Source organism: Paraburkholderia dinghuensis, assembly GCF_003837865.1.
Lineage (GTDB): Bacteria > Pseudomonadota > Gammaproteobacteria > Burkholderiales > Burkholderiaceae > Paraburkholderia > Paraburkholderia dinghuensis.
In genome coordinates this window covers 140,695-159,471 of sequence record NZ_RQIS01000011.1, presented here as the reverse complement: position 1 = coordinate 159,471, position 18,777 = coordinate 140,695, and the positions used below count along the sequence as shown (strand labels likewise).

Genomic DNA, 18,777 nt, shown 5'->3' with positions numbered 1-18,777 from the left:
TCTCCGCGCAGGCTTTGTGTAACTCGTCATGTCAGCTCGCGGAATCCGGCGGGACGTTAGCGACGCGGCTCTTGCCCTGCCACGACCGGCATTTGCGGGAACGCATAAAGTCAATCTCCAGCTGTTTCAGGTCTGGCACAGAGTCCTGCGTACCATCCACAGGTTGCACAGAGCGAACAGTGTCGTGAGCTGCGCGGTGTTTTTCATCAGCCCCCTGTAGCGCGTTTTTGTATAGCCAAACTGCTGCTTAATGACACGGAATGGATGTTCGACCTTGGCCCGGATTCCCGCTTTCAGACGCTCGATCTGGTTGTAGATCGCGTCCAGTCGATCATTCAGGTCCAGTTGTCTGCGCCTGCCTGGTCGCATTGCGACATGCCAGCGAACCGTGTCGTCCTCGCTGCGCTTTTCAACGCCCTGATATCCAGCGTCGGCATACACATCCGTTTCCGCGCCGTGCAACAACGCGTGAGCCGCAGTAAGGTCGTGAACGTTGGCCGCCGTGCCAATGACGGTGTGCACCAGGCCTGACTGGGCGTCCACGCCAATATGCGCTTTCATCCCGAAGTACCATTGATTACCCTTTTTCGTCTGGTGCATTTCGGGGTCACGGGTACCGGAAGAATTCTTCGTCGAACTGGGCGCCGAAATCAAGGTGGCGTCGACCACTGACCCAGTCTTGAGCAGCAAGCCTTTCTCTTTCAGGATCTCATTGACCACGGCCAGCATTTGTACTGCCAGTCCGTGCGTCTCGAGCAGGTGACGGAACCGGAGAATCGTGCTTTCATCCGGCAAGCGCGTCATGCCCCCATCAAGCCCGGCGAACTCACGATACATCGGAACGTCATACAGCGCTTCTTCCATCGCCGGATCTGACAGGCCGAACCACTGCTGCATGAAATGTATCTGCAACATCGTCGCGATCGGGAACGGCGGTCGTCCGGTTCTGCCGGCGGGATAGTACGGCTCGATCAGCGCAATCAGCCTCGACCATGGCACAACGCGCCGCATCTCGTCGAGAAATTCCCGCTTGCGCGTGCGCTTTGTCGACAGATCCAGACCAAGACCAAGTTGCGTCATCGAGGCTCTCCTGACTCACACCGTTCTTCCCAGGATACTTCATCCCGCACATCGATACAGGGACTTTTGCAGACCTTCCCTAACTTGCCGATGAAGAGGCGCATATGTCGAAACACAGCGTTGTTGAGAAAGCCATAAACACCATTCGCCGTGCGACAGGAAAAAGGAAGCGCGACGATCTGCGATATGGCGCGCCCGAACGCAGTGCGGCTGAAACCGCGGCGAAGCGCGCTCTTACTCGCGCGATGGAGTACGAGATTGATGAAATCCACGGCGCGGGTGCGGCAGGCTAGTTTTGCCGAGCAGATCATGCCCCGGCTGCCCTTATCTTTCCCACTGTTCTGCACCGGGTAGGCATGGTTCTGGTAATCGCCGCGTGGAATCATGCTTTGCCCCCAGCGCTGGCGTCGTCGATGGCGGCGCACTTCCCGGCTGCGATATAGCTGTCGAGGGATACATCCATCATCGCGTAGTTGAGCAGCCAGTTCGGTTGGCCGTATTCGCTCGCTGTGCAGCCGCGCCTCAGCGCCGTGTCGCGGGCGTGCTGTTTCAGTTCGCGCCACCGCGCTGCCGTCATCCGCTTTCTCCGCGGGGCGTGCTGCGAGCAGGGCGCGGACATTCTGGCGCGCGTGCGGCCCGCAGTTGCCTTCATCTTTGCACCAGTCGATGTCTTCGATAAGCCGGGTCATCGACTCGATCAGCGTCGGAATCACGGCCTTCAGGCGCTTCCCGCAGATTCGGTCGGCAGCGTCCCATAGTGTGCAGAGCCGCGCGCACCTCGTCGTTGTAGCGCCTCTGTGGGCCCGAATAGCCCCGGCGTTGCCCTCGGCCCATTTGCGTGCCTCGTCGGTTGCGGCCGTGTCGTGCGCAATCGTGATCGGCGGTCTAGCTTTCGTATCTTCTCCGTTTGCTCAGGTATACGAATGAGTTCATCTGATCACGAGAACCGGCGATAACCGCGAAACCACGCACTGGGGAATATTATTTCGACAGTTCTGAGGAAATTATTTCCGACGTGGACAGGAAAATTCGGCGTCGCGTGGCGGATGTCATCGTTGTGCTGCCATCCGGACTGGCCAGGGCCGGGATGGCCAGACGGAGCGCACCGGAACAGTGAAATGTGGTCCCCCGTCTGGCCAGCAGGCTACGGCTTGCCGCCTGGCAGGAACTGGGCAAGGCTCGACCGCACGTCGCTGGCCATCACGCCGGGAGGGTTTGGCGCCGCTTCGTCGCGTGCGCTCCGATGGTTCGTCGCACCACGCGCGGCCGCCGGTGCTGCACTGTCGCCCAGCAGCAGCGCGTCCTCTGCGAGCCGTTTCAGTGCGGCCGCCCGGCGCTTTCCCGGTTCACGCGCCAACAGGTAGGCGTGCAGCCGCGGATGCGCGTCCGCATCAATGCGGATCGTCATCTCAAGATACGAGGTCGTCACTTCGTCGTTCCCTTTCATGTGGTGTACTGGAGCGCCAGTGTCACGCTGCCCGATCGGCCAGCGCCGACTGGCCCGCGACCAGAAACCCGCGCGCATTGGCCATCAATGAATCCGGCATTACCTGGATGGGAATGTCACCAAAAACCTTTCCGATGGCAGGGCGGAAAAATTCCCCACCCCCCCCAGTCAGGCAGATGCCGGCGACGTTCTCGGTTGTGCCGACCCGGCCGTAAATCTCCAGCGCACAGGCGTCAAGGTGTGCCCGGATCTCCTGCATGTAAGGCTCGAGTGAGACCTGCTGGCCATAGACGAGGTAGGGCGTCCGTGTACGCAAGCAGTGTTCGATCTGGTCAAGATCGCTTACGGGCCTGCGAATTTTCTGCGCGACCAGGTCGGCGAGCATCCGATAAATCTTGCCCATCCCGGCAGCCAGGCCAAAGCTATTGCTGTTCTCCAACGTGAGGCCGCGCGCACGCAGCACGTCGGTGCTGTAGTACCCGACATCAATCACGATCTGTGAGTTGCGTGTGCTGTTCATCAGAAGTCCTTCATTGATTCCGGCCAAAAGCGAACCAAATGGCTGCGGCAGCACAATCGTTGTTCCGATAGAGTGCGTGCCCAGTCCAAAATCAAACGCGCCACGGATGGATGACAGATGGTCGCGATGTTTGTCGAAGGTATGTACGGGGGTGCCCACCACCAGCACATCGATCTCTTTCAGTCCGGCTGCACGCAGCCCCGCGGCCAGCAGGGCTGTGTGGTGCGACGAGTTCTGAAAATCATCCCCGGGCGCCACGCGTGTCGCCCCGGCCACCCCGCGGTTGGACGCCAGCGACACGTTATACATGACGCCGCCGACCACCGGTGTCACTTCATCAGACCGACGTTCACCTTGAAACGATGTGAGCGCGCCGGTGCCAGAAAGGGCAACGATGGACGGCAGGTGACCTGCGGCGACGATCCGTCCGCCTTCACTGGCCATGTATTTTGTGTTGCCTGCCCCGACCTCAACTACTACAACAGAATCCGACATAACAACTCCTGTAGGATAACGAATGAACGGAAACTGGAGATGACCGCACCGGAAAGCAGGAATCGGCGCGGTCATCGCGACGTTTTATTGCGGTTTTTTACTCATGCAGCCGGGTTGCGTTGACCGGAGCTGCGTGACCGATTGCTCGCTGCCGCGCAGCGTTATATACGTTGCGAGTGCGGTCAAGCAGTTTGACGATGGCGGAATCGAACTGCTCGCCGAAGCGCGCGGCAAGCGCTTTTCCGACCGCGTGCCAGTCTGTGCAACAAGAGGGACACACTACGAAGACCACGGCGGCGTCCAGATTGCCCTCGCCGCGATTCACAAAAAGTTTCGCCGGTTTGCGGCCGCTTCCCGCGAGTTGCTGAACAGCGTCAGTGAAAACGCGATTGAGTGACCATGATTCTCCACCAAACTGAAGATCGTCAAGAAGTGCGGGTTCCGACGCCAGCACGCGCGGGCGGAATTTCAGCGCGACCACCTCGCGAAAGAGTCCGTGCCAGTAAAGGGTCTCCATGGGCTGCATTTCGATCAACCCCCACGAAGTGACGCGGTGTGGCACTTCGAGCGGCGACGTCCTGGCCAACTCCGCCCGGTAGGCCTCGGTCTGGCGGATTGCCTCCTGATCGCGCTTTGGTTGCGGCAGATCGAGCTCCTTCTCGTCCTGATTGAGCGCGGCTAGGAGTGAGATGTGTTCTGCGAGCCACGTCGGCCGCGGGGCGCTCATGAGTCCCATGGCGTCGGCGAATGCGCTTTCCATGGCTGCGAGATGTTGCTTGAAGGATGGGTACGGCACGGGGACCTCCGTTGAAAATGGTAGGGAAGGTCGTGGCCGAAAAAAATCGGCGACGCGCAAGCCGATTGCCGGCAGGGCGGTGCTTGCGGATCGCGAATTTGAGAATTACGGTCGGAGCCAAACGATGGCCGAAATGGACGCACGAAGGCTGCGCGTCATTTTCAGGGTCGATGGTTGAATATGGCTGCCCTCAGTTAAGGAAAGCGGCCAGTGGCTCGCAAAGATGAGCAAATTGATTTTCATGCGCGGAACGCGCGCACCAATTTGCTTTTACTGGATAGGCGCAGATGCTGTCGATGCGCCTGGTAAGTGCCGCCGTAGCGGGTAATCATTTTACAGTTATTGCCGATCTAACGGCTGATGATGACTATAGCAAGGATGTTTCGCTCCGTGCAACTATTTTCGGACAAAATATTTACGAATTATTTCGTTATGCTAATCACATGGCTTGGATCTGGTGCGAAGTACATCCTGTCGCAGAGCCTTCAACCGGATGGCACGGCGGGTACCGAGAATCAGGTCCGATTTCGGGGCGACGGTCGGGGAGCCCTCCACACGTGATAGCAGTGTGGCGAATTCAATCTTGGTCAGTGATCTCAGGTGCCGGGCGATGTCACGTCGACCGTCGGCGATGAGCAGGGACGCAAGCTGATGCTGGTGTTCTGCTGGTTGCGCCCGATCTTGCTGTGCCTCAAAAGAGGGCAACTGCTGATCGAGGGCCCGTAGTTGCCTGATCGTCTCGGTCAGTTCATCCCAAATGTCACGCTGTACCCGCGCGACCAGCTCACCTGAATGCCATGGACATGGTCGCTCTGCCGGCAACACGGCGGCGCGTTGAGCCCAGCGCCAGATGTGGCAGAAAAGATAAACTTCCGCGCCAGCGCGCAGGCGTCGCGTCGGGCCGTGATATTCGAGATAGGCATTCTGTCCGGAGGGTAGATTTTCGGGGGGCGCGTTCCCGACTACGACGAAATATTGTCGTAGTGCATTGGATTGCCGTAGCAAGGCTGGACGCTCTTCGGGCTTGCGAACCGGAATTGCGCACTCAACAAAGCAGTCGATGAGCGTGACTAGGTTGGTCACCGGATGCTGTTGTAAAAAGCGCTCGAGGCGGGACTGTTGCCACTTTTGCAGTGCTTTCGGCTGATCCTGGCCCAGCGGCATTTCCCTGTTTGTGCCAGGAGGCTTGAGGTAATAGGATGTGTTTCCTGAACTTGTGGTGCGTGCTCGCAGGCCGGGTGGCAATTGACGTTTCATTGATTAGCGTCCGGAGAGATAACTGAGGGTAATGGCTGGTCTGAAGTGGCCGAGTTCCTGGCTGAGAATCAGGAGCGCGTCACGTGGCGGAAGCAGCGCGCACAGCGTTGCCAGACGGCGACGCGCAAAACTGTGGCGAAGCCCATGAAGTCCCCGGCTCCACCCGAGCGCGAGCTCGCTGGCGCGGCTGAAGCTCGAAGATAGCGCCTGCCCGCCACCGATGGAAAATGACGACATGTAGTCGACCTCTCGATCGCGGATCGCGACAGGCGCCGGTCGTAGCAGCTTGAGTAGTGCGTCGGAGAGTTCGATCGACACGGCGACCTCACGGCTCAGCCCCCCCTTGCCCGTGACGAGATAGATCACTATGTCGGTGAGCCCCGCAAAGCGGTCAGGTGACCAGTCGCGATGGGTCGATGGTGCCCCATCGCAGCGGCGGGTGAGGGTGATGCACTCGTGCGCGCGCAACCCGGCATCAAAACAGAGCAGAGTTGCCAGTTGATTCTTGCGCGTCTGGTACTTGATCACCTGTGACAGTTCGTCAAAAGTGTAGGCGCGGTCACGCGTCACAGTTGCGACGAGGCTCTCTACTGTGGGGAGTGTCACGGCAAAGGTTTTCTGGAGAGCCTGTCTCGCCTGGTCGAGCGATTTCTGCCCGTGCGATTCGGCGTATTCATCGATAAATTCCATCAGCATGTCGCGCGTGTGAAGGGTCTGGAGCGGGATGCGCTGGTCACGCAGCCATTCCAGATAAGCCGTGACAACCTGGCGGTACGCGCGCTCGGTTCCAATGCTTCGCACTGCCCACGCGTTCAGAGCATCGAGATCGGCCTTGGAGCGTCTGTGGACCGTCATGTCGGCAACGAGTTCACGCGCAAGCGACTGGAGCGTGGTCATGGTTCAACCCCACAACTCGTAGAGACCATGGGCGATCAATGCCTTGCGGACAGCGGTCTGGGAGAACGAATGCTCGGACTTGCTATTGATTACCGCCGTTATGTGCTTTAGCGTGAATCCCGCAGGGCGATCCGAATTTAGCCGCTGCAGTGTGAACACCTGCATGTCCGCGAGGTAGGCGTCGAGGGCGGAACTGCGCTCCCGGGTACGTCGCGGGCGAGTCGGCGCATCGGCGTAGCGGCGACGAAGGTGTGTGAGCAGATCGTCAAGGTCCATCCCATATCTCCATGCTTGACGGGTGAGAAGGAGAAAACAGACAACGAGAGACCATGGACGTGCAGAACGTCCACCCGGCCCGGGCGCACCAGGGCCTCGCCGCGGACTACGTGAGTGCACCGAGCCCGCGGCGAGGCTCAGGACAAAGGATTGCGGTTGATTGGACGCGTGCAGACGTGCTCGTGCCTTGGGATCACACAGGAAAAGGAAATTTCACGACCATGATTGGCCGCGATTGCCGAAGCGACATCGGCCGTGCGGCCAGATGTGCTTGCTGATGACGAGCGGCAGGTTCGGAACCTGCTCGCGCGGGATGTGAGCCCGTCTTGCTTTGTGGCCTGACGATGACGCCTGGCCGACTCTTGCGATTTAAAACTTGTGCCGCTCTTCGGCGTTGAATGCATTGAAAGCCTACATCAAATCGATGTGGCACGCAACGAATTTTCGGACTGGTGCGCGCGATTGGTTTTGTCGCTGCAACAACGCTTCCGCGGCCACAGCGAGACATTTGTTATCCGAATTAAAGCGCACATCCACGGTAACTGCCGGAATCATTGCCGGGAGTCAGCTCGGTCATTGACCGGAGTTTGCTCCCACGAAATTCGGCAAATTCATCCTGATCCCGGCCAGCCAGGACGATGCCGGGAAACATGTCCGACTTGCACTGTTCGATCAGGTTTGCTGGCTGCCAGGTCGGACGATCGTCGTACCACAGTCGAGGCAAGCAGGCAGCGACGCATCGCCGTCGTACATAATGATCGCCGCGGATACACGCGTTCCAGCGTGAAGCCTTAGGGCAAAGCTGATCAAGTCCACCGCAGGGCTATTCCAACCGTTATAGATCGGAATGGATAAGGAAGGCGGAACAGGATGAAGCAGCAGACGCTGGCGATGGCAGCTGATGGAGGTGCGGGTTTCGAGACGCACCGCAAACGGACGCGGCGCGATGAATTTCTCGATACGATGAATGCAATTACGCCGTGGGCTCAGTTGTGCGCGGTGGTCGAGCCGTATTACCCGAAGCGCGGCAATGGCCGCCCGCCAATTGGTCTGGAGCGCATGCTGCGCATCCATTTCATCCAGCACTGGTTCAACCTGGCCGATTTCGCGTGTGAAGAGGCACTTTACGATAGTGCCAGCCTGCGGCGCTTTGCAGGAATTGATCTGGGTTGCGAGGCGGTGCCAGACGCCACCACACTGCTCAAATTTCGTCGTCTTCTCGAAACCCACAAACTGGGCGAGAAGCTGTTTGCCGAAGTCGGTCGGGTGCTTCAGGCGAGCGGCATGAAACTCAAGAGCGGCACGATCGTGGATGCCACGATCATCGGTGCGCCGAGTTCGACGAAGACTGAGCAGAAGTCGCGCGATCCCGAAATGCATCAGACGCGCAAAGGCAGGCAATGGTACTTTGGCGCGAAGTTGCATATTGGCGTGGACAGCCAGAGCGGCCTGGCGCACAGCGCCGTGCTCACGCCGGCCAACGTCCACGACAAGCATCCGCTGCCGCAATTGCTGCACGGCCAGGAGCGGCGGGTCTCCGGTGACAGCGCCTACGCCAGCCAGAAGGCGCTGATCCACAGCAAAGCGCCGAAGGCGCGCGACTTCACGAATCAGCGCACCCGCCGCGCGGGTGAAGTCGATGAGGTGCAGCGCGGCAAGAACCGCCACAAGTCGAGGATCCGCGCACGTGTGGAGCATGTCTTCGCGGTGGTCAAACGACTGTGGGGCTTCACGAAGGTGCGCTACCGCGGGCTGGCGAAGAACGCGAACCGGGCCTTCGTAGCATTGGCGCTCGCCAACGTGTACCTGTCGCGCACGCGATTGATGGCACAGGTGCGCCCGTAATGGGCGAAAGGCGGGCAAAACGCCCGCGTGTAATGCCCGCAAGGGCCAAAAGCCAAGGGAGCGCGGTCGGCTTTACGACCTGAACACCTCCACATCGCCGACGCGTCGCAAACTGGCGGCTTGTTCAGCGTAGCCTTAGCTCAGGGAGCCATCTGTGGACGAGGGCACCGCACGCCCGAAATTTGACTGTAAGCGGCATCGTGAATCGTCCATTTCCGCTCGAAACCCTTTCCTGTCAAGGGTTAGAAGAAGGCAGCATCACTCTGACATAGCGAGCAATTTGAGCTATCCGGATGCGTGCTCGCGTTGAGCCGACCGTACCTTGACGTCAAACGGCCGCCCCGTCCGGTGCTAGCCGCCGCGCGGAGCGTCCGACGCCGGTCAGGCAGAGCACGACTGCAATACGCTGTCATCCGTTGTTCCATCCATCGCAGGCACCGCTGACCGGTTGATCCAGATCTGCGGACTTGCTGCAATACATGTTGGCGTGACTGCACCCGGGAGCCGAACGCGCTAGAGAATCCTGAGATTGCGGATCTTGCCGATTGTCGGGGAACGTTCGACGATCAGTGTGGCAATAACCTCGGGAAGAAAGGCGCGCGGCACGTTCGCTGGAATACCGGTAACGACCTGTGACGGGACGTGAACGATGAATTCGTCCGGTGCAGATGCGAGGCTGTGTTCGTAAGTGACGCGAATTTCCATACTGTTGTTTCGTTGGGGGCGTTATTGCCAGTTGCCCATACAGCAGCGTGGGCAGGGCGTGTGCATGGTTCTGGACGCAGTGTAGCGAGCGATGCCCGCCTTCTGTCGGACATTGGCGACACGGTGTGCGGGCACCTGCATGATTCTGCCGGTAACCGGAAGCGGTTGGGGATCTATTCCCTTTCCTTTGCGACGCCCGTGTGGTGGTCTGGTTTCCGTTTATGGGAGCTGGTTACCAATGGGATGGCTTGCCCCAGCCGTTTAACGGTTGCATGCGGTTCTCTCCCGCCCGTGCCTGTGCGTTCAAACGAGGAATTAAATCGCGTTACGCGTGCCGATGCTTGTTCCCCGGCGACGCAGGTCGAAAAGGCTACTGTGCGGGCGGGTGGCCGCTGGCTGTCGAGCTGGCGTCACGCGCAGCGAGATCAACAAGCTGTCCAAGGTAATCACTCGCCCGGACAACAACCTCCATCCGGGTGTCAGCGGGCGGCGTTATAGAGCCATTTCGCGGGCGGCGTAATCGGGCCACCTGATGGGCGGCGCAATAGAGCCAGTCCAGGGGCGGCGTAAAGGAGCCACCCTGCGGGCGGCGTACAGAAGCCAGCGGTAGCGGGCATAAGCGCAATTCGAACTTTCCAAGTCGGTACGCTCCGTTCATTTGAACGGAGCGCCTATGGCCAACAGGAGGTTCGAGTTGTTTGAGTATCGTCACATCCTTGTGCGCATGCGACGCGGTGATTCCGACCGCGACATCGCGCGGCGACGCCTGATGGGCCGAGCCAAGCTTGCAGCCCTGCGGCAGGAAGCCCAGTCGCGAGGCTGGCTCGATCCGGCGCAGCCCATGCCGGAAGACGCCGAGATCGCAAGCGTCCTCAACAGCGTCCCGAGACAGGTGCCACGCAGCAGCGTCTCGACGGTGGAACCGTATCGCGAGCAGGTTCGCGAGTGGCTCGCCGCTGGCGTCCAGGGCACCACAATCCATGCAGCTCTTCAGCGGAATTACGGCTATACCGGCAGTTACGATGCCGTGAAGCGCATGCTGCGCCGGCTGGCCGCCGAACGCGTCGTCAAGGCAACGACGATCCTCGAGTTCGCGCCCGCCGAAGCCGCCCAGGTCGATTTCGGCGCCGGCCCTGTTCTCACGCACGAGTCCGGTATCTCGCTCAAGACGTGGATCTTCGTCATGACCCTGTGCTGGTCCCGGCACCAGTACGCCGAGGTCGTGCTGGACCAGACCGTCGAGACGTGGCTGGCCTGTCATCGCCGCGCCTTCGAATGGTTCGGGGGGTGTCCTTCCCGGGTGACGATCGACAACGCCAAGTGCGCGATCATCCGGCACTGCCTGCACAGTCCTGAGGTTCAGCGCTCCTACGCGGGGCTCGCCGAAGCATACGGTTTGCGCATCGACCCATGTCCGCCGCACGACCCGGCCAAGAAGGCGTTGACTTCATAATGCACCTTGTTCGGTTTGTTGAGCGGGAATTAGACGGGGCGGCCTGCCGCCGTATCGACTGCCTGCGCCTTTGATCAGTTTGACGTCGCCGGGCGGCTCGTACAGGCACCGGCAGTTGTTGCCGTATAGATGCCGCTTGAGAACGCCTTGACGCCCGAGTTGGTGGATGGTTGTCGTCGATACGTTGAGTTGCCTGGCCAACTGCTCGCCGGTGAGCATACCGCGCTCGCGCAATCGGTCAAACCGGCTCTTCAACGCGTAGGTCTGGCGAATGAGGATGACCTTCTTCATGGTGAAGTGCTCTCCACGCCAATTCCGATGGTCAAGTTCGTTCAGTCTCGCTGCGATCTGCCGGTCCGTTGAAGTTTCCAACAGCTCGTCGATCAGGGAAACGACTTCGGGCCGCGTCTTGCGCACCCTGGACATCGGCTGCGGCCGCTCCACGGCCAGGCTCTGTGTATGTCCGCCGCGCCAACGTACATGAACATCGACCTGCTGACCGACGATGAGCGTCACGTCTTCGATTAGCAATCCGAGCATGCGCTTGCGCTCAACGGCGCTCGTGTGTTCGTCGTTCCATACGCGAGGGAAGTCGGAAGCCAGCGCCATGATGCGTCGGCGTGCGGGCTCGTCCAGGAGTGTACGGTCGGCCTCCCGCTGGCGCTCATGCTCACGCTGCAGCGTATCAAGCTGACGCAGGCGGGCGTTCCAGTCGGCCTCCAACGCGTCGGCCTGTACAGCGCTCGCCGTTCGAAGGCGTCGGCAAACCCGAGCCGCTGAAGGAAAACCTGACTGGTTTTTGGTCGCGACGCATCGATGAAACGAATCGCCTGGTCTACGAAGTCGCGGGCACACAAATCAATATCGTTTCGTGTCGCTACCACTACTGATCAGCTGATCGGTCACGATCTTCGTGGGTACCGGGTGTGAGCGCAGCACCTTGCTGAAGAAGCGTTTGGCCGCAGGGCAATGTCAAGTTGAGATCGCGGGCGGGTAGGATGACGAGATGAAGAAGATCGAGTCGCCTTTTCACGGTTTCCGTTTCCCTGCCGCGGTCATCAGATGCGCGGTACGTTGGTACCACCGTTTCAATCTGAGCCTGCGGGACATCGAGGAGCTGCTGCTCGAGCGTGGCGTCAGCGTCACGTACGAGTCGATTCGCAACTGGTGCGACCGGTTTGGCGCGCAGTTTGTGCGCCGGGCCAAGGCCTCGCGCGGCACACCGGGCTCCACCTGGCATCTTGATGAAGTCTTCGTGAAGCTGCAGGGCGAGCCGTACGTGCTGTGGCGCGCGGTGGACGAACACGGAACGGAACTGGACGTGCTGCTGCAAAAGCGACGCGACAAGACTGCGGCCAAACGCTTCTTCAGCAAGGTGCTGCGCTCACACCCGGTACCCACGAAGATCGTGACCGATCAGCTGCGCAGCTACCCGGCTGCAAAGGCGGAACTGCCTGAGCTGGCCGGTGTGAAGCACGTCTTCGTGAAAGCTTCGGCCCGGGTCAATAACCGCGCTGAAAACAGTCACCAGCCCACACGCCGGCGGGAACGCCAGATGCAGGGCTTCCGCGATCCGCGACGCACGCAGGCGTTTCTCTCGCGCTTTGGTCCGATCCGTCAGCACTTCGTATTGCCCCGGCACCGGATGAAAGCGGCCAGCCATCGCGCACAGCTGAAGGCGCGTTTGCACGCGTGGTATGACTGGACTGGTGTGCAGCTCTTCAACGCGAATTAAAAAGGATACCTTAGTTCGTCTGAATGGCTCACACACTTCTCCGACAACTTGACAAAGCCCTTTGGGGCACTCTGCATGTTACCGGTGGATTTCGACAATCGATATCTCATTGTCCGGGTCCTCGCTACGCACAGCGCGCGCTTTCATCCCTGCCAGACAGTGAATGCACGTCGAGCATCGAAAAGCAGGCTAGCAAACTTGATGGACCTCCATTAGCGTCCCTGTGAACGCGGCTAGCAGAATTAACGAACTTCAACAGTTAGCGAGATGCTGGGCCACAGCCGGCTGGGTGTGACGAACGCATACTACGGGGCCTTCAATTTTCGCACCAGGGCCGAGACACAGGGGCCGGCCGATTGTTCTACGCGAGTCATGTCTCCCGGCTACGTGCTTGAGCGGAGTGAATACGGGGAGATCGAAGAGTAACTGCGGCCAGAAGAGGGGTGCTTGCGAATGCTGACGTTGCGGGCTTTGCCAATTGACAGAGCTCGCTCGTGGATTAGTTTGTCGATGAACTCGGGCATCTACCTCCACCTCAAAAGCCGTCAACTAGCGTTCGCGGCCGCGGGCATTGGGGAGACGTTGCTGGAAATAGCGGGTCAGGTATGGCCGTACCATTCACATGGCGATCGGCGGAGTACTGACCCGAGCGGAGGATGGCGCGCACTTTGCGTGCTGAAATCCCCCGTGGCTACGTGCCACGGGGTGATTGGTTTCGATCTGTCCGGGTCAGGCCTAGACTCCCTCGCCTCAATTGCGAAGTGGCACTTGACTGAGAACCCGATCAGTCACTCTCGGCTTCCAGTTCGTCCAGCACTGCTAGCCAGTCATCCGCGACTTCATCGACGTGAAGACTTATTGTCGTCGGGTCTTCTAGCTCCCGCCGCCAGGCGGACGCGATTTCGGAGACCCAGACAGGGTCCGTCATTTTTTCATCGAACGCGTTATCGTAGCGATCCGGGTCGTCCGCCTCAGCGCACAGCAAAACCTCGAAATCCAGCGTCGAATATTCACGAGGACTAGCTCGAGTCCAGCCAACAATGAAGGATCCCTCGATATTTTGCCAGTATTGGCGTACGGCGTGATCGCGATACTGACCGTCGCTAAAATTCTCATGCACATACGCGCACCTGGATTGAGGAAAATAGCCGATGCCCGTCGTGTTGGCGGCCAATTCAACGATACCCTCGTCAGACAGCCCGCGCACCAACTCTAAGTAGAGTTCCGCAATCTCTACGCGAATACGCTGTAATTGCAGTGACCGTGCAGCCGGACTGTGCTCGTGCGAGCGCCCCCCGTCATCGTGGCGATCCGTTCGCGCGATATCTAGGATTGGTTGCGCGATACTGCTCCGTCCGGAACGGGTCACGGTACGACGCACGGAAACCTCTATCCTATGTTCAGGCAACGTGTGGTTGGCATCGATCACGATGTGTCCTCGAGCCTCGTCCGTAACTGCCGATCCGGCGGGAGGCAGCCCGGACAGTAAGATATCGGGAAGGGGGATATCGATCCTCGCGCGGCGACCGTCGCCTACGATCGCTAGCTCACCGGTGATGTCGGGGAGGCCCAGCACGTCGTGGCGAGTAATTTCGCGAATCCTTTGGTTGAGCGCCTCGCCAGTTGGGTGAAGTTGGGCGAGGGGGTGCGCGATGCTGAACGCCGTCCGCACGAAGCTCGCAACTATTTCCGGCTCATACCTTGGATCCAATTGGCCGCAGCGTGCCGTCAGCAAATCGACGTCAAGGACAAGATGGGCTGCTGCGTCAAGTGAGCCAGTCTTCGCGTCTGAAGCCTGAAAAGCAGCCAGAGATGCATGGCCCAAGGCAGCAGCGACCAACTGGTCAGCGTGGTTGAGCTTGATAGGATAGCCGGCGCGATTGCTGGCATTGCGGACCGCGAACGCGATCTTTCGGAGTGTCACCATTGTGGTTTCCCAGTTCTGCACAAACATCGAGCGATTAGGTGAATGCGCAATTTATGGAATACACACAACAGCTACCATACAGGTGCCACAAAAGATATTTCAGTGATCTGTTTCGAGCCGCTCGAAGCTCCGCCGGACCACGGCCATAGAATGATGGTGCAACATATCGAGCGCCGCGTCAATCCCCGGCATCCGGACTTGGTTGATATCGCCGAGGGTGTTGGTTGCACTGGCAGATCGCATGCCCTCAATCATCCATTTTTTTCTTTGAACGGGAACATGCATAAGGGCGATGACGCGGGTAGGACTACTCACGTGCGTGCCGAAAAAGCGTCGCCGATTTGGCGAGCCCGCTCCACCTCATCGCTGTGCAGGTAGAGCGACGTGGTCGACACCGAGGCGTGCCGCAGGTTGTCCCGCACGGTGGTCAGCTCTGCCCCGCGGCCGAGCGCGTGGGTGGCATGCGTATGCCGCATCCAGTGCGGGCTCGCACGGCGCAGTTTCTCCGCGAGGGGTGGGTGGTCCGCTTCGATGGCGTTCGCCGCGAGCTGGAAGAAGCGCCGTAGCACACCCCACAGCCGTACGCTGCTGATCGCCGCGCCGCTGTCGGTGCGGGTTCCCCCGTCGAGGCTGCCGATGACCGGCGTGTCCGGGCGCCAGCGCGCGGGCGTGACCGGCAGGCCGCGTTCCGCGAGGTAGCGCGCAAGCGCTTCCCAGGCGAGCGGCGGCAATGCCACGCGCGCCAGCTTGTTTCCTTTGCCCGTCACGCGCAGCCAGTGGTCGCCGCGCGCATCCGTCTCAACGTGCCCGAGGGTGGCGCCGACGAGTTCGCTGGCGCGTAGCCCCGTCGCGTAGCCGAAGTCGAGCAGGAAGCGCAGCCGCTGCGCCGCGGGCGCCGTCCAGCGCGGTGACCACTCTGATGACCATTCCAGACCATCGGCGAGCGTGCGCGCGAGCGCCCATTCGCCTTCGGTGAACGCGTGCGAGGCGTCGAGCGCCGAGGCGGAGCTGCCGCCGCGGACCTTCACGCCCGCGAAGGGATTGGCGAGCACGTAGCGCTGCTCGACGAGCCAGCGAAAGAGGGCGCCGAGAATCGACAGGGCATGTGCGATCGATCTGGCCGAAAGACTCCCGCTGAACGGCCGCCAGCCGGGTGAGGTGCGGGGCTGCACCGGCCCGACCCAGCGGGCACGCGGTGACGGATGCCGCAGAAACGTCCGGTAGGCGATCGCATCGTCGGTCGTGAGCGACGAGAGTGCGCGGCCCCGCTCGACGATCGCCCACAGGATCAGGCGCTCGGCCTCCTTGCGGTAGGTGCGCTGTGTGGCCGGGGATTCGTGCAGCGCCAGCCAGGTCTGCACGGCCTCGTAATCATTGGTGGCGTCGAGTGTGCAGGTGGCGCGCGGCGCGCGGAACGTGCCGTCGGAACCATCGACCTCATGCGGCACCCGGATCGCTTCCCACGGCACGCACATCGTGTCCATTGGGCCGCGCTGGCTCGCTACGACGAGTGCGCGGGCCTTTTCCGTGAGCGCGGGCCACGCGGCGAAAAACACCTCGATGGCGCGGGCGCTCGCGGCGCCCAGTCCCGGCACCGCCTTCCACCACTGGCGCCGGCGCGGAATGCGTAACGTGAGGTCGGCGAGGGTGGTGATGCCGTGCGCGTGCAGCACCCGCACCGCGCGCGGGGCGAACCACCGGGCGATGGCGTCGGCGATCTGGGGCGCCGGCGGGCGTGCGGTGCGCAGGACCTCGATCGCATGGGCGACGGCTTTCGCATGCTGCCCGCGCTCATTGGCCGGATGGGCGAGGAGGGCGGCCAGATCCTCGCGGTGCGCGGCACGCGCGACGGCGACCAGCTCGCGGCGGATGCGCCCGAGCACGCCACGGGCGGACTTGCCCTCGCCGAGTGAGGCCGGCAGGTAGCGCGCCACGGCCTGCCGCACGGGGACTCCCGCGTACCAGGCGCGCAGCATGGCGAGTTCACCCGCGTCGGGAAAACCACGCGGTTCGGCGGGAGTCGGGGACGCAGCAGGGGCGGACAGCGGGTCGGGGCGCATTTTCATGCAGGCGAGTTTAGTACAGAAACAGAGGCCTTGTGATAAGAAGACTTATCTTAATAGGCGCCTCATGCAGTGCATTTTGCTGAGGCATTCGCACTCTTCCAGTCGCACTTAAAGCCTGCGGATGACCGTTCGCGGGCGCGATGACAGGACTCTGTCGACCCAACCCTGACATTCGGCAATCAAGTTCCAACGTCCTCTGTCCGACCCGTTGTGGCCCATCGGGGGATTCTAGGGCGTTACGAGTCTGGCCCAACGAGGTCCGTGTTGAGTAAATCGCAGCCTGGAGAGGGAAGCCGGTTCGGGTTGCCTTGGGCTGATGGTTCGCTGACGCGCTTTACCGCAATTGGATGCGAAGGCTGTGAGCGCCACGGAAAATTCAATTCGTTTTACAGATCGGAGTCTTGAACGTGCCGGACAAGCACGTCGTTCTCATTATTGTTATCGGCAGTCCACCTGGTCCTGAAGGGCATTCGCCAGCCACTCGCGCGTGGCGGAAACGTCGGCCGCTGAACGGTCCGCCACCGGCAGCAGCAACTGATAGGTTAGGTATCCGCTCGACAACATCGTGATGCGCACCGCGCGTTCGCGGGCGTTGCGTCCGCGCAGCCATCGTGCGAGAGGCACGGTCACATGCGTCGTCAGCCGTTTGAGGGTCACGGCACGCGCAGCGATATCGGATGTAGCCAGCAACATCATGGCTAGCGGATTGGGCGAATCCCCGGACGCGTTGGTAAGCAGGTGCGCGAGCCGATCGCCGAATGCGTTGCGGTCGCCTGCAATGAGACGATCGATGTCCAGGCTCTCCAGCAACGCGGCCTCGAACAGGCCCTCCTTGCTGCCAAAGTAGCGGATCACGAGGGCGACGTTGATTCCCGCATCTGAAGCGATCTGGCGCACCGTCGCCTGCGCATAGCCATGAACTGAAAAAGCGTGGCAGGCGGCTCGCAGAATGTCTTCGCGTGTCCGGTCAGCATTGCGCGGGCGTGGGGGCGTGGGGGCGGGAACAGGCGTCATGCGTACATTGTACGTAAACGCTAGTTGACTTGCGATTCGGCCATGAGCACAATATGTCAACGCTTGTTTACTTAAGGCCAGATTCCATGTCTCCTGTTCTGATTCGCATTGACGTCACCGACACGCTCCCGCCAGCTGTCTCCGCAGGTCAGCGCCTCTACGTCGGCGCTTGGCTCTTCGTGCCAACACGCCTGCCTGACCGGCCGACCGTTTCTGTGTGGCTGAACGGAGGCACATATGACAAGCGTTACTTCCACGCCGAGGTTCCCGAACACCCGGGTTACAGCATGGCCGAGCATCTGGCCGCGAGCGGTCACATCGTCGTCTTGCCCGACCACCTCGGTATCGGCGACAGTTCGCGCGCGCCGCGCCAGATGGTCGTGACGCGGCAGGTAGCGGCGAAAGCCAACCACGATGCGATGACACAGTTGTTCGCGCAGCTGCGCGAGGGCACGCTGCATCCGTCGCTCCCCGCGATACCGCAGTTCATCAAGCTGGGCGGGGGCCATTCAATGGGCGGTATGCAGACGATCACTCAACAGGCGGCTCACAGCACCTACGACCGAATCGCCGTGCTGGGCTACACGGCGATCGGCGTCCATCTCACACTGGGCGGGCAGTTGCATAGCGCGGACCCCGGACCGCTGGACTTCAGCATGCCCGACTACCCGGTGATGGACCGCCGTCACCTGCGTAGCACGTTCCACTGGGACGATGTGCCTGAGGCGGTGCTCACTGCTGACGACGCGCTGCTAGTCCCTGTGCCCTACGTGCTTTCGATGCAATCGATTACTGCCGGCATCGTGAGTGAGGATGCCGGAAACATCGACGTGCCGATTTACCAGTGTCTGGGCGAGCGCGATGTTTCTCCCGATCCATGGGCCGAATCGGCGCACTTTCGCGCCTGCCGGGACTACACACTGCACGTGCTACCGAAGAGTGGCCATTGCCAGAACTTCGCATCCACACGCTCGGTAATGTGGAATCGCATCTGCGCCTGGAGCGAGAGTCTCGATGTGCCGGATCGGCTTGCGTGAAGAGCACCGAATCGAACGTCCGAAGCCAACTCTAGACGGGCCTTAATTGGAGGAAATGCGACGGGCCGATTTTGGCCGAGTGGCGACGACCACGCCGGGCGGCAGTCGACCCTCTCCGGCCGTCCGAACCAGCCGCTCCCCTACGACAACTATCGAGGGTCTAACGGCCAGCCACGTGGTCACAGCGGCCGCTGGACGCTCGGGGTATGGGCTATTGTGCCGATCTG

18 protein-coding genes and 2 pseudogenes are annotated in these 18,777 nt (G+C 60.8%); 5 read left to right on the top strand and 15 right to left on the bottom strand.

Annotated elements, in window-relative coordinates:
- Positions 1–126: 126 nt before the first annotated feature.
- The 8 genes from D1Y85_RS16495 to D1Y85_RS16465 form a co-directional block, all read right to left on the bottom strand.
- The gene (locus D1Y85_RS16495) at positions 127–1,080 is read right to left on the bottom strand and encodes an IS5 family transposase (RefSeq protein ID WP_124152141.1); all 954 of its coding nucleotides are present in this window, start codon (positions 1,078–1,080) and stop codon (positions 127–129) included.
- Positions 1,077–1,793 carry a hypothetical protein gene (locus D1Y85_RS27080; RefSeq protein ID WP_185219023.1) on the bottom strand — a complete coding sequence of 239 codons (717 nt, stop codon included), beginning with the start codon at positions 1,791–1,793 and terminating at the stop codon, positions 1,077–1,079. Before D1Y85_RS27080 ends, D1Y85_RS16495 begins: the two co-directional genes overlap by 4 nt.
- Positions 1,794–2,224: 431 nt before the next feature.
- On the bottom strand, positions 2,225–2,527 hold the full coding sequence (locus tag D1Y85_RS16490; RefSeq protein WP_124152140.1) for a hypothetical protein: 303 nt from the start codon (positions 2,525–2,527) through the stop codon (positions 2,225–2,227).
- A 22-nt stretch (positions 2,528–2,549) separates the two neighbouring features.
- Positions 2,550–3,542 carry a ParM/StbA family protein gene (locus D1Y85_RS16485; protein ID WP_124152139.1) on the bottom strand — a complete coding sequence of 331 codons (993 nt, stop codon included), beginning with the start codon at positions 3,540–3,542 and terminating at the stop codon, positions 2,550–2,552.
- 97 nt (positions 3,543–3,639) lie between these two features.
- Positions 3,640–4,398 (bottom strand): hypothetical protein, encoded by a 759-nt coding sequence (locus D1Y85_RS16480; protein WP_124152138.1) that lies wholly within the window; start codon positions 4,396–4,398, stop codon positions 3,640–3,642.
- A 375-nt stretch (positions 4,399–4,773) separates the two neighbouring features.
- Entirely contained in the window at positions 4,774–5,595 is an 822-nt protein-coding gene (locus tag D1Y85_RS16475) for a hypothetical protein (protein WP_124152137.1), read from the bottom strand.
- A 3-nt stretch (positions 5,596–5,598) separates the two neighbouring features.
- Positions 5,599–6,492: a site-specific integrase gene (locus D1Y85_RS16470; protein WP_124152136.1), complete on the bottom strand. Its 894-nt coding sequence runs from the start codon at positions 6,490–6,492 to the stop codon at positions 5,599–5,601.
- Positions 6,493–6,495: 3 nt separating this feature from the next.
- The gene (locus D1Y85_RS16465) at positions 6,496–6,768 is read right to left on the bottom strand and encodes a hypothetical protein (protein ID WP_124152135.1); all 273 of its coding nucleotides are present in this window, start codon (positions 6,766–6,768) and stop codon (positions 6,496–6,498) included.
- 870 nt (positions 6,769–7,638) lie between these two features.
- Between D1Y85_RS16465 and D1Y85_RS16460 the strand changes: the two genes are divergently transcribed.
- The gene (locus D1Y85_RS16460) at positions 7,639–8,613 is read left to right on the top strand and encodes an IS5 family transposase (protein ID WP_124152134.1); all 975 of its coding nucleotides are present in this window, start codon (positions 7,639–7,641) and stop codon (positions 8,611–8,613) included.
- A 513-nt stretch (positions 8,614–9,126) separates the two neighbouring features.
- Here the strand turns inward: D1Y85_RS16460 and D1Y85_RS16455 are convergent.
- A complete protein-coding gene (locus D1Y85_RS16455; RefSeq protein WP_124152133.1) occupies positions 9,127–9,318 on the bottom strand; it encodes a hypothetical protein in 192 nt (63 codons plus the stop codon).
- Between the two features lie 673 nt (positions 9,319–9,991).
- Here D1Y85_RS16455 and istA point away from each other — a divergent pair.
- On the top strand, positions 9,992–10,771 hold the full coding sequence (istA, locus tag D1Y85_RS27315) for an IS21 family transposase (protein WP_246024945.1): 780 nt from the start codon (positions 9,992–9,994) through the stop codon (positions 10,769–10,771).
- Here the strand turns inward: istA and D1Y85_RS16445 are convergent.
- Entirely contained in the window at positions 10,766–11,494 is a 729-nt protein-coding gene (locus D1Y85_RS16445) for an HTH domain-containing protein (RefSeq protein WP_124152132.1), read from the bottom strand. The two genes, istA and D1Y85_RS16445, sit on opposite strands and share 6 nt — an antisense overlap.
- A gap of 5 nt (positions 11,495–11,499) precedes the next feature.
- Here D1Y85_RS16445 and D1Y85_RS27650 point away from each other — a divergent pair.
- A pseudogene (locus D1Y85_RS27650) lies at positions 11,500–11,661 on the top strand (Txe/YoeB family addiction module toxin); the annotation flags it as partial.
- Here D1Y85_RS27650 and D1Y85_RS16435 read toward each other — a convergent pair.
- A pseudogene (locus tag D1Y85_RS16435) lies at positions 11,657–11,734 on the bottom strand (IS6 family transposase); the annotation flags it as partial. The pseudogenes D1Y85_RS27650 and D1Y85_RS16435 sit on opposite strands and share 5 nt — an antisense overlap.
- A gap of 43 nt (positions 11,735–11,777) precedes the next feature.
- Here D1Y85_RS16435 and D1Y85_RS16430 point away from each other — a divergent pair.
- Positions 11,778–12,506: an IS6 family transposase gene (locus D1Y85_RS16430; protein WP_124152130.1), complete on the top strand. Its 729-nt coding sequence runs from the start codon at positions 11,778–11,780 to the stop codon at positions 12,504–12,506.
- A gap of 784 nt (positions 12,507–13,290) precedes the next feature.
- Here D1Y85_RS16430 and D1Y85_RS16425 read toward each other — a convergent pair.
- The 4 genes from D1Y85_RS16425 to D1Y85_RS16410 form a co-directional block, all read right to left on the bottom strand.
- Positions 13,291–14,433, bottom strand: a complete 1,143-nt coding sequence (locus D1Y85_RS16425; protein ID WP_124152129.1) for a hypothetical protein — start codon at positions 14,431–14,433, stop codon at positions 13,291–13,293.
- Positions 14,434–14,532: 99 nt separating this feature from the next.
- Positions 14,533–14,748: a hypothetical protein gene (locus D1Y85_RS16420; protein ID WP_124152128.1), complete on the bottom strand. Its 216-nt coding sequence runs from the start codon at positions 14,746–14,748 to the stop codon at positions 14,533–14,535.
- Complete coding sequence (locus D1Y85_RS16415) at positions 14,745–16,493, bottom strand: site-specific integrase (RefSeq protein WP_246024949.1); 1,749 nt, start codon at positions 16,491–16,493, stop codon at positions 14,745–14,747. Before D1Y85_RS16415 ends, D1Y85_RS16420 begins: the two co-directional genes overlap by 4 nt.
- A gap of 444 nt (positions 16,494–16,937) precedes the next feature.
- Positions 16,938–17,513, bottom strand: a complete 576-nt coding sequence (locus tag D1Y85_RS16410; RefSeq protein WP_124152126.1) for a TetR family transcriptional regulator — start codon at positions 17,511–17,513, stop codon at positions 16,938–16,940.
- Between the two features lie 86 nt (positions 17,514–17,599).
- Here D1Y85_RS16410 and D1Y85_RS16405 point away from each other — a divergent pair, with 86 nt between their 5' ends.
- Positions 17,600–18,550, top strand: coding sequence for an alpha/beta hydrolase (locus D1Y85_RS16405; RefSeq protein ID WP_124152125.1), 951 nt, complete (start codon positions 17,600–17,602; stop codon positions 18,548–18,550).
- The last annotated feature ends 227 nt before the right edge of the window (positions 18,551–18,777 follow it).

Bases quoted from the DNA above. Each gene is read 5' to 3' on its own strand.
- D1Y85_RS16495 (WP_124152141.1), bottom strand. From the start codon at position 1,080: ATGACGCAACTTGGTCTTGGTCTGGATCTGTCGACAAAGCGCACGCGC.
- D1Y85_RS16415 (WP_246024949.1), bottom strand. From the start codon at position 16,493: ATGCGCCCCGACCCGCTGTCCGCCCCTGCTGCGTCCCCGACTCCCGCC.
- D1Y85_RS16465 (WP_124152135.1), bottom strand. From the start codon at position 6,768: ATGGACCTTGACGATCTGCTCACACACCTTCGTCGCCGCTACGCCGAT.
- D1Y85_RS16430 (WP_124152130.1), top strand. From the start codon at position 11,778: ATGAAGAAGATCGAGTCGCCTTTTCACGGTTTCCGTTTCCCTGCCGCG.
- D1Y85_RS16490 (WP_124152140.1), bottom strand. From the start codon at position 2,527: ATGAAAGGGAACGACGAAGTGACGACCTCGTATCTTGAGATGACGATC.
- D1Y85_RS16410 (WP_124152126.1), bottom strand. From the start codon at position 17,513: ATGACGCCTGTTCCCGCCCCCACGCCCCCACGCCCGCGCAATGCTGAC.
- D1Y85_RS16405 (WP_124152125.1), top strand. From the start codon at position 17,600: ATGTCTCCTGTTCTGATTCGCATTGACGTCACCGACACGCTCCCGCCA.
- D1Y85_RS16460 (WP_124152134.1), top strand. From the start codon at position 7,639: ATGAAGCAGCAGACGCTGGCGATGGCAGCTGATGGAGGTGCGGGTTTC.
- istA (WP_246024945.1), top strand. From the start codon at position 9,992: ATGGCCAACAGGAGGTTCGAGTTGTTTGAGTATCGTCACATCCTTGTG.
- D1Y85_RS16485 (WP_124152139.1), bottom strand. From the start codon at position 3,542: ATGTCGGATTCTGTTGTAGTAGTTGAGGTCGGGGCAGGCAACACAAAA.
- D1Y85_RS16425 (WP_124152129.1), bottom strand. From the start codon at position 14,433: ATGGTGACACTCCGAAAGATCGCGTTCGCGGTCCGCAATGCCAGCAAT.
- D1Y85_RS16455 (WP_124152133.1), bottom strand. From the start codon at position 9,318: ATGGAAATTCGCGTCACTTACGAACACAGCCTCGCATCTGCACCGGAC.
- D1Y85_RS16470 (WP_124152136.1), bottom strand. From the start codon at position 6,492: ATGACCACGCTCCAGTCGCTTGCGCGTGAACTCGTTGCCGACATGACG.
- D1Y85_RS16475 (WP_124152137.1), bottom strand. From the start codon at position 5,595: ATGAAACGTCAATTGCCACCCGGCCTGCGAGCACGCACCACAAGTTCA.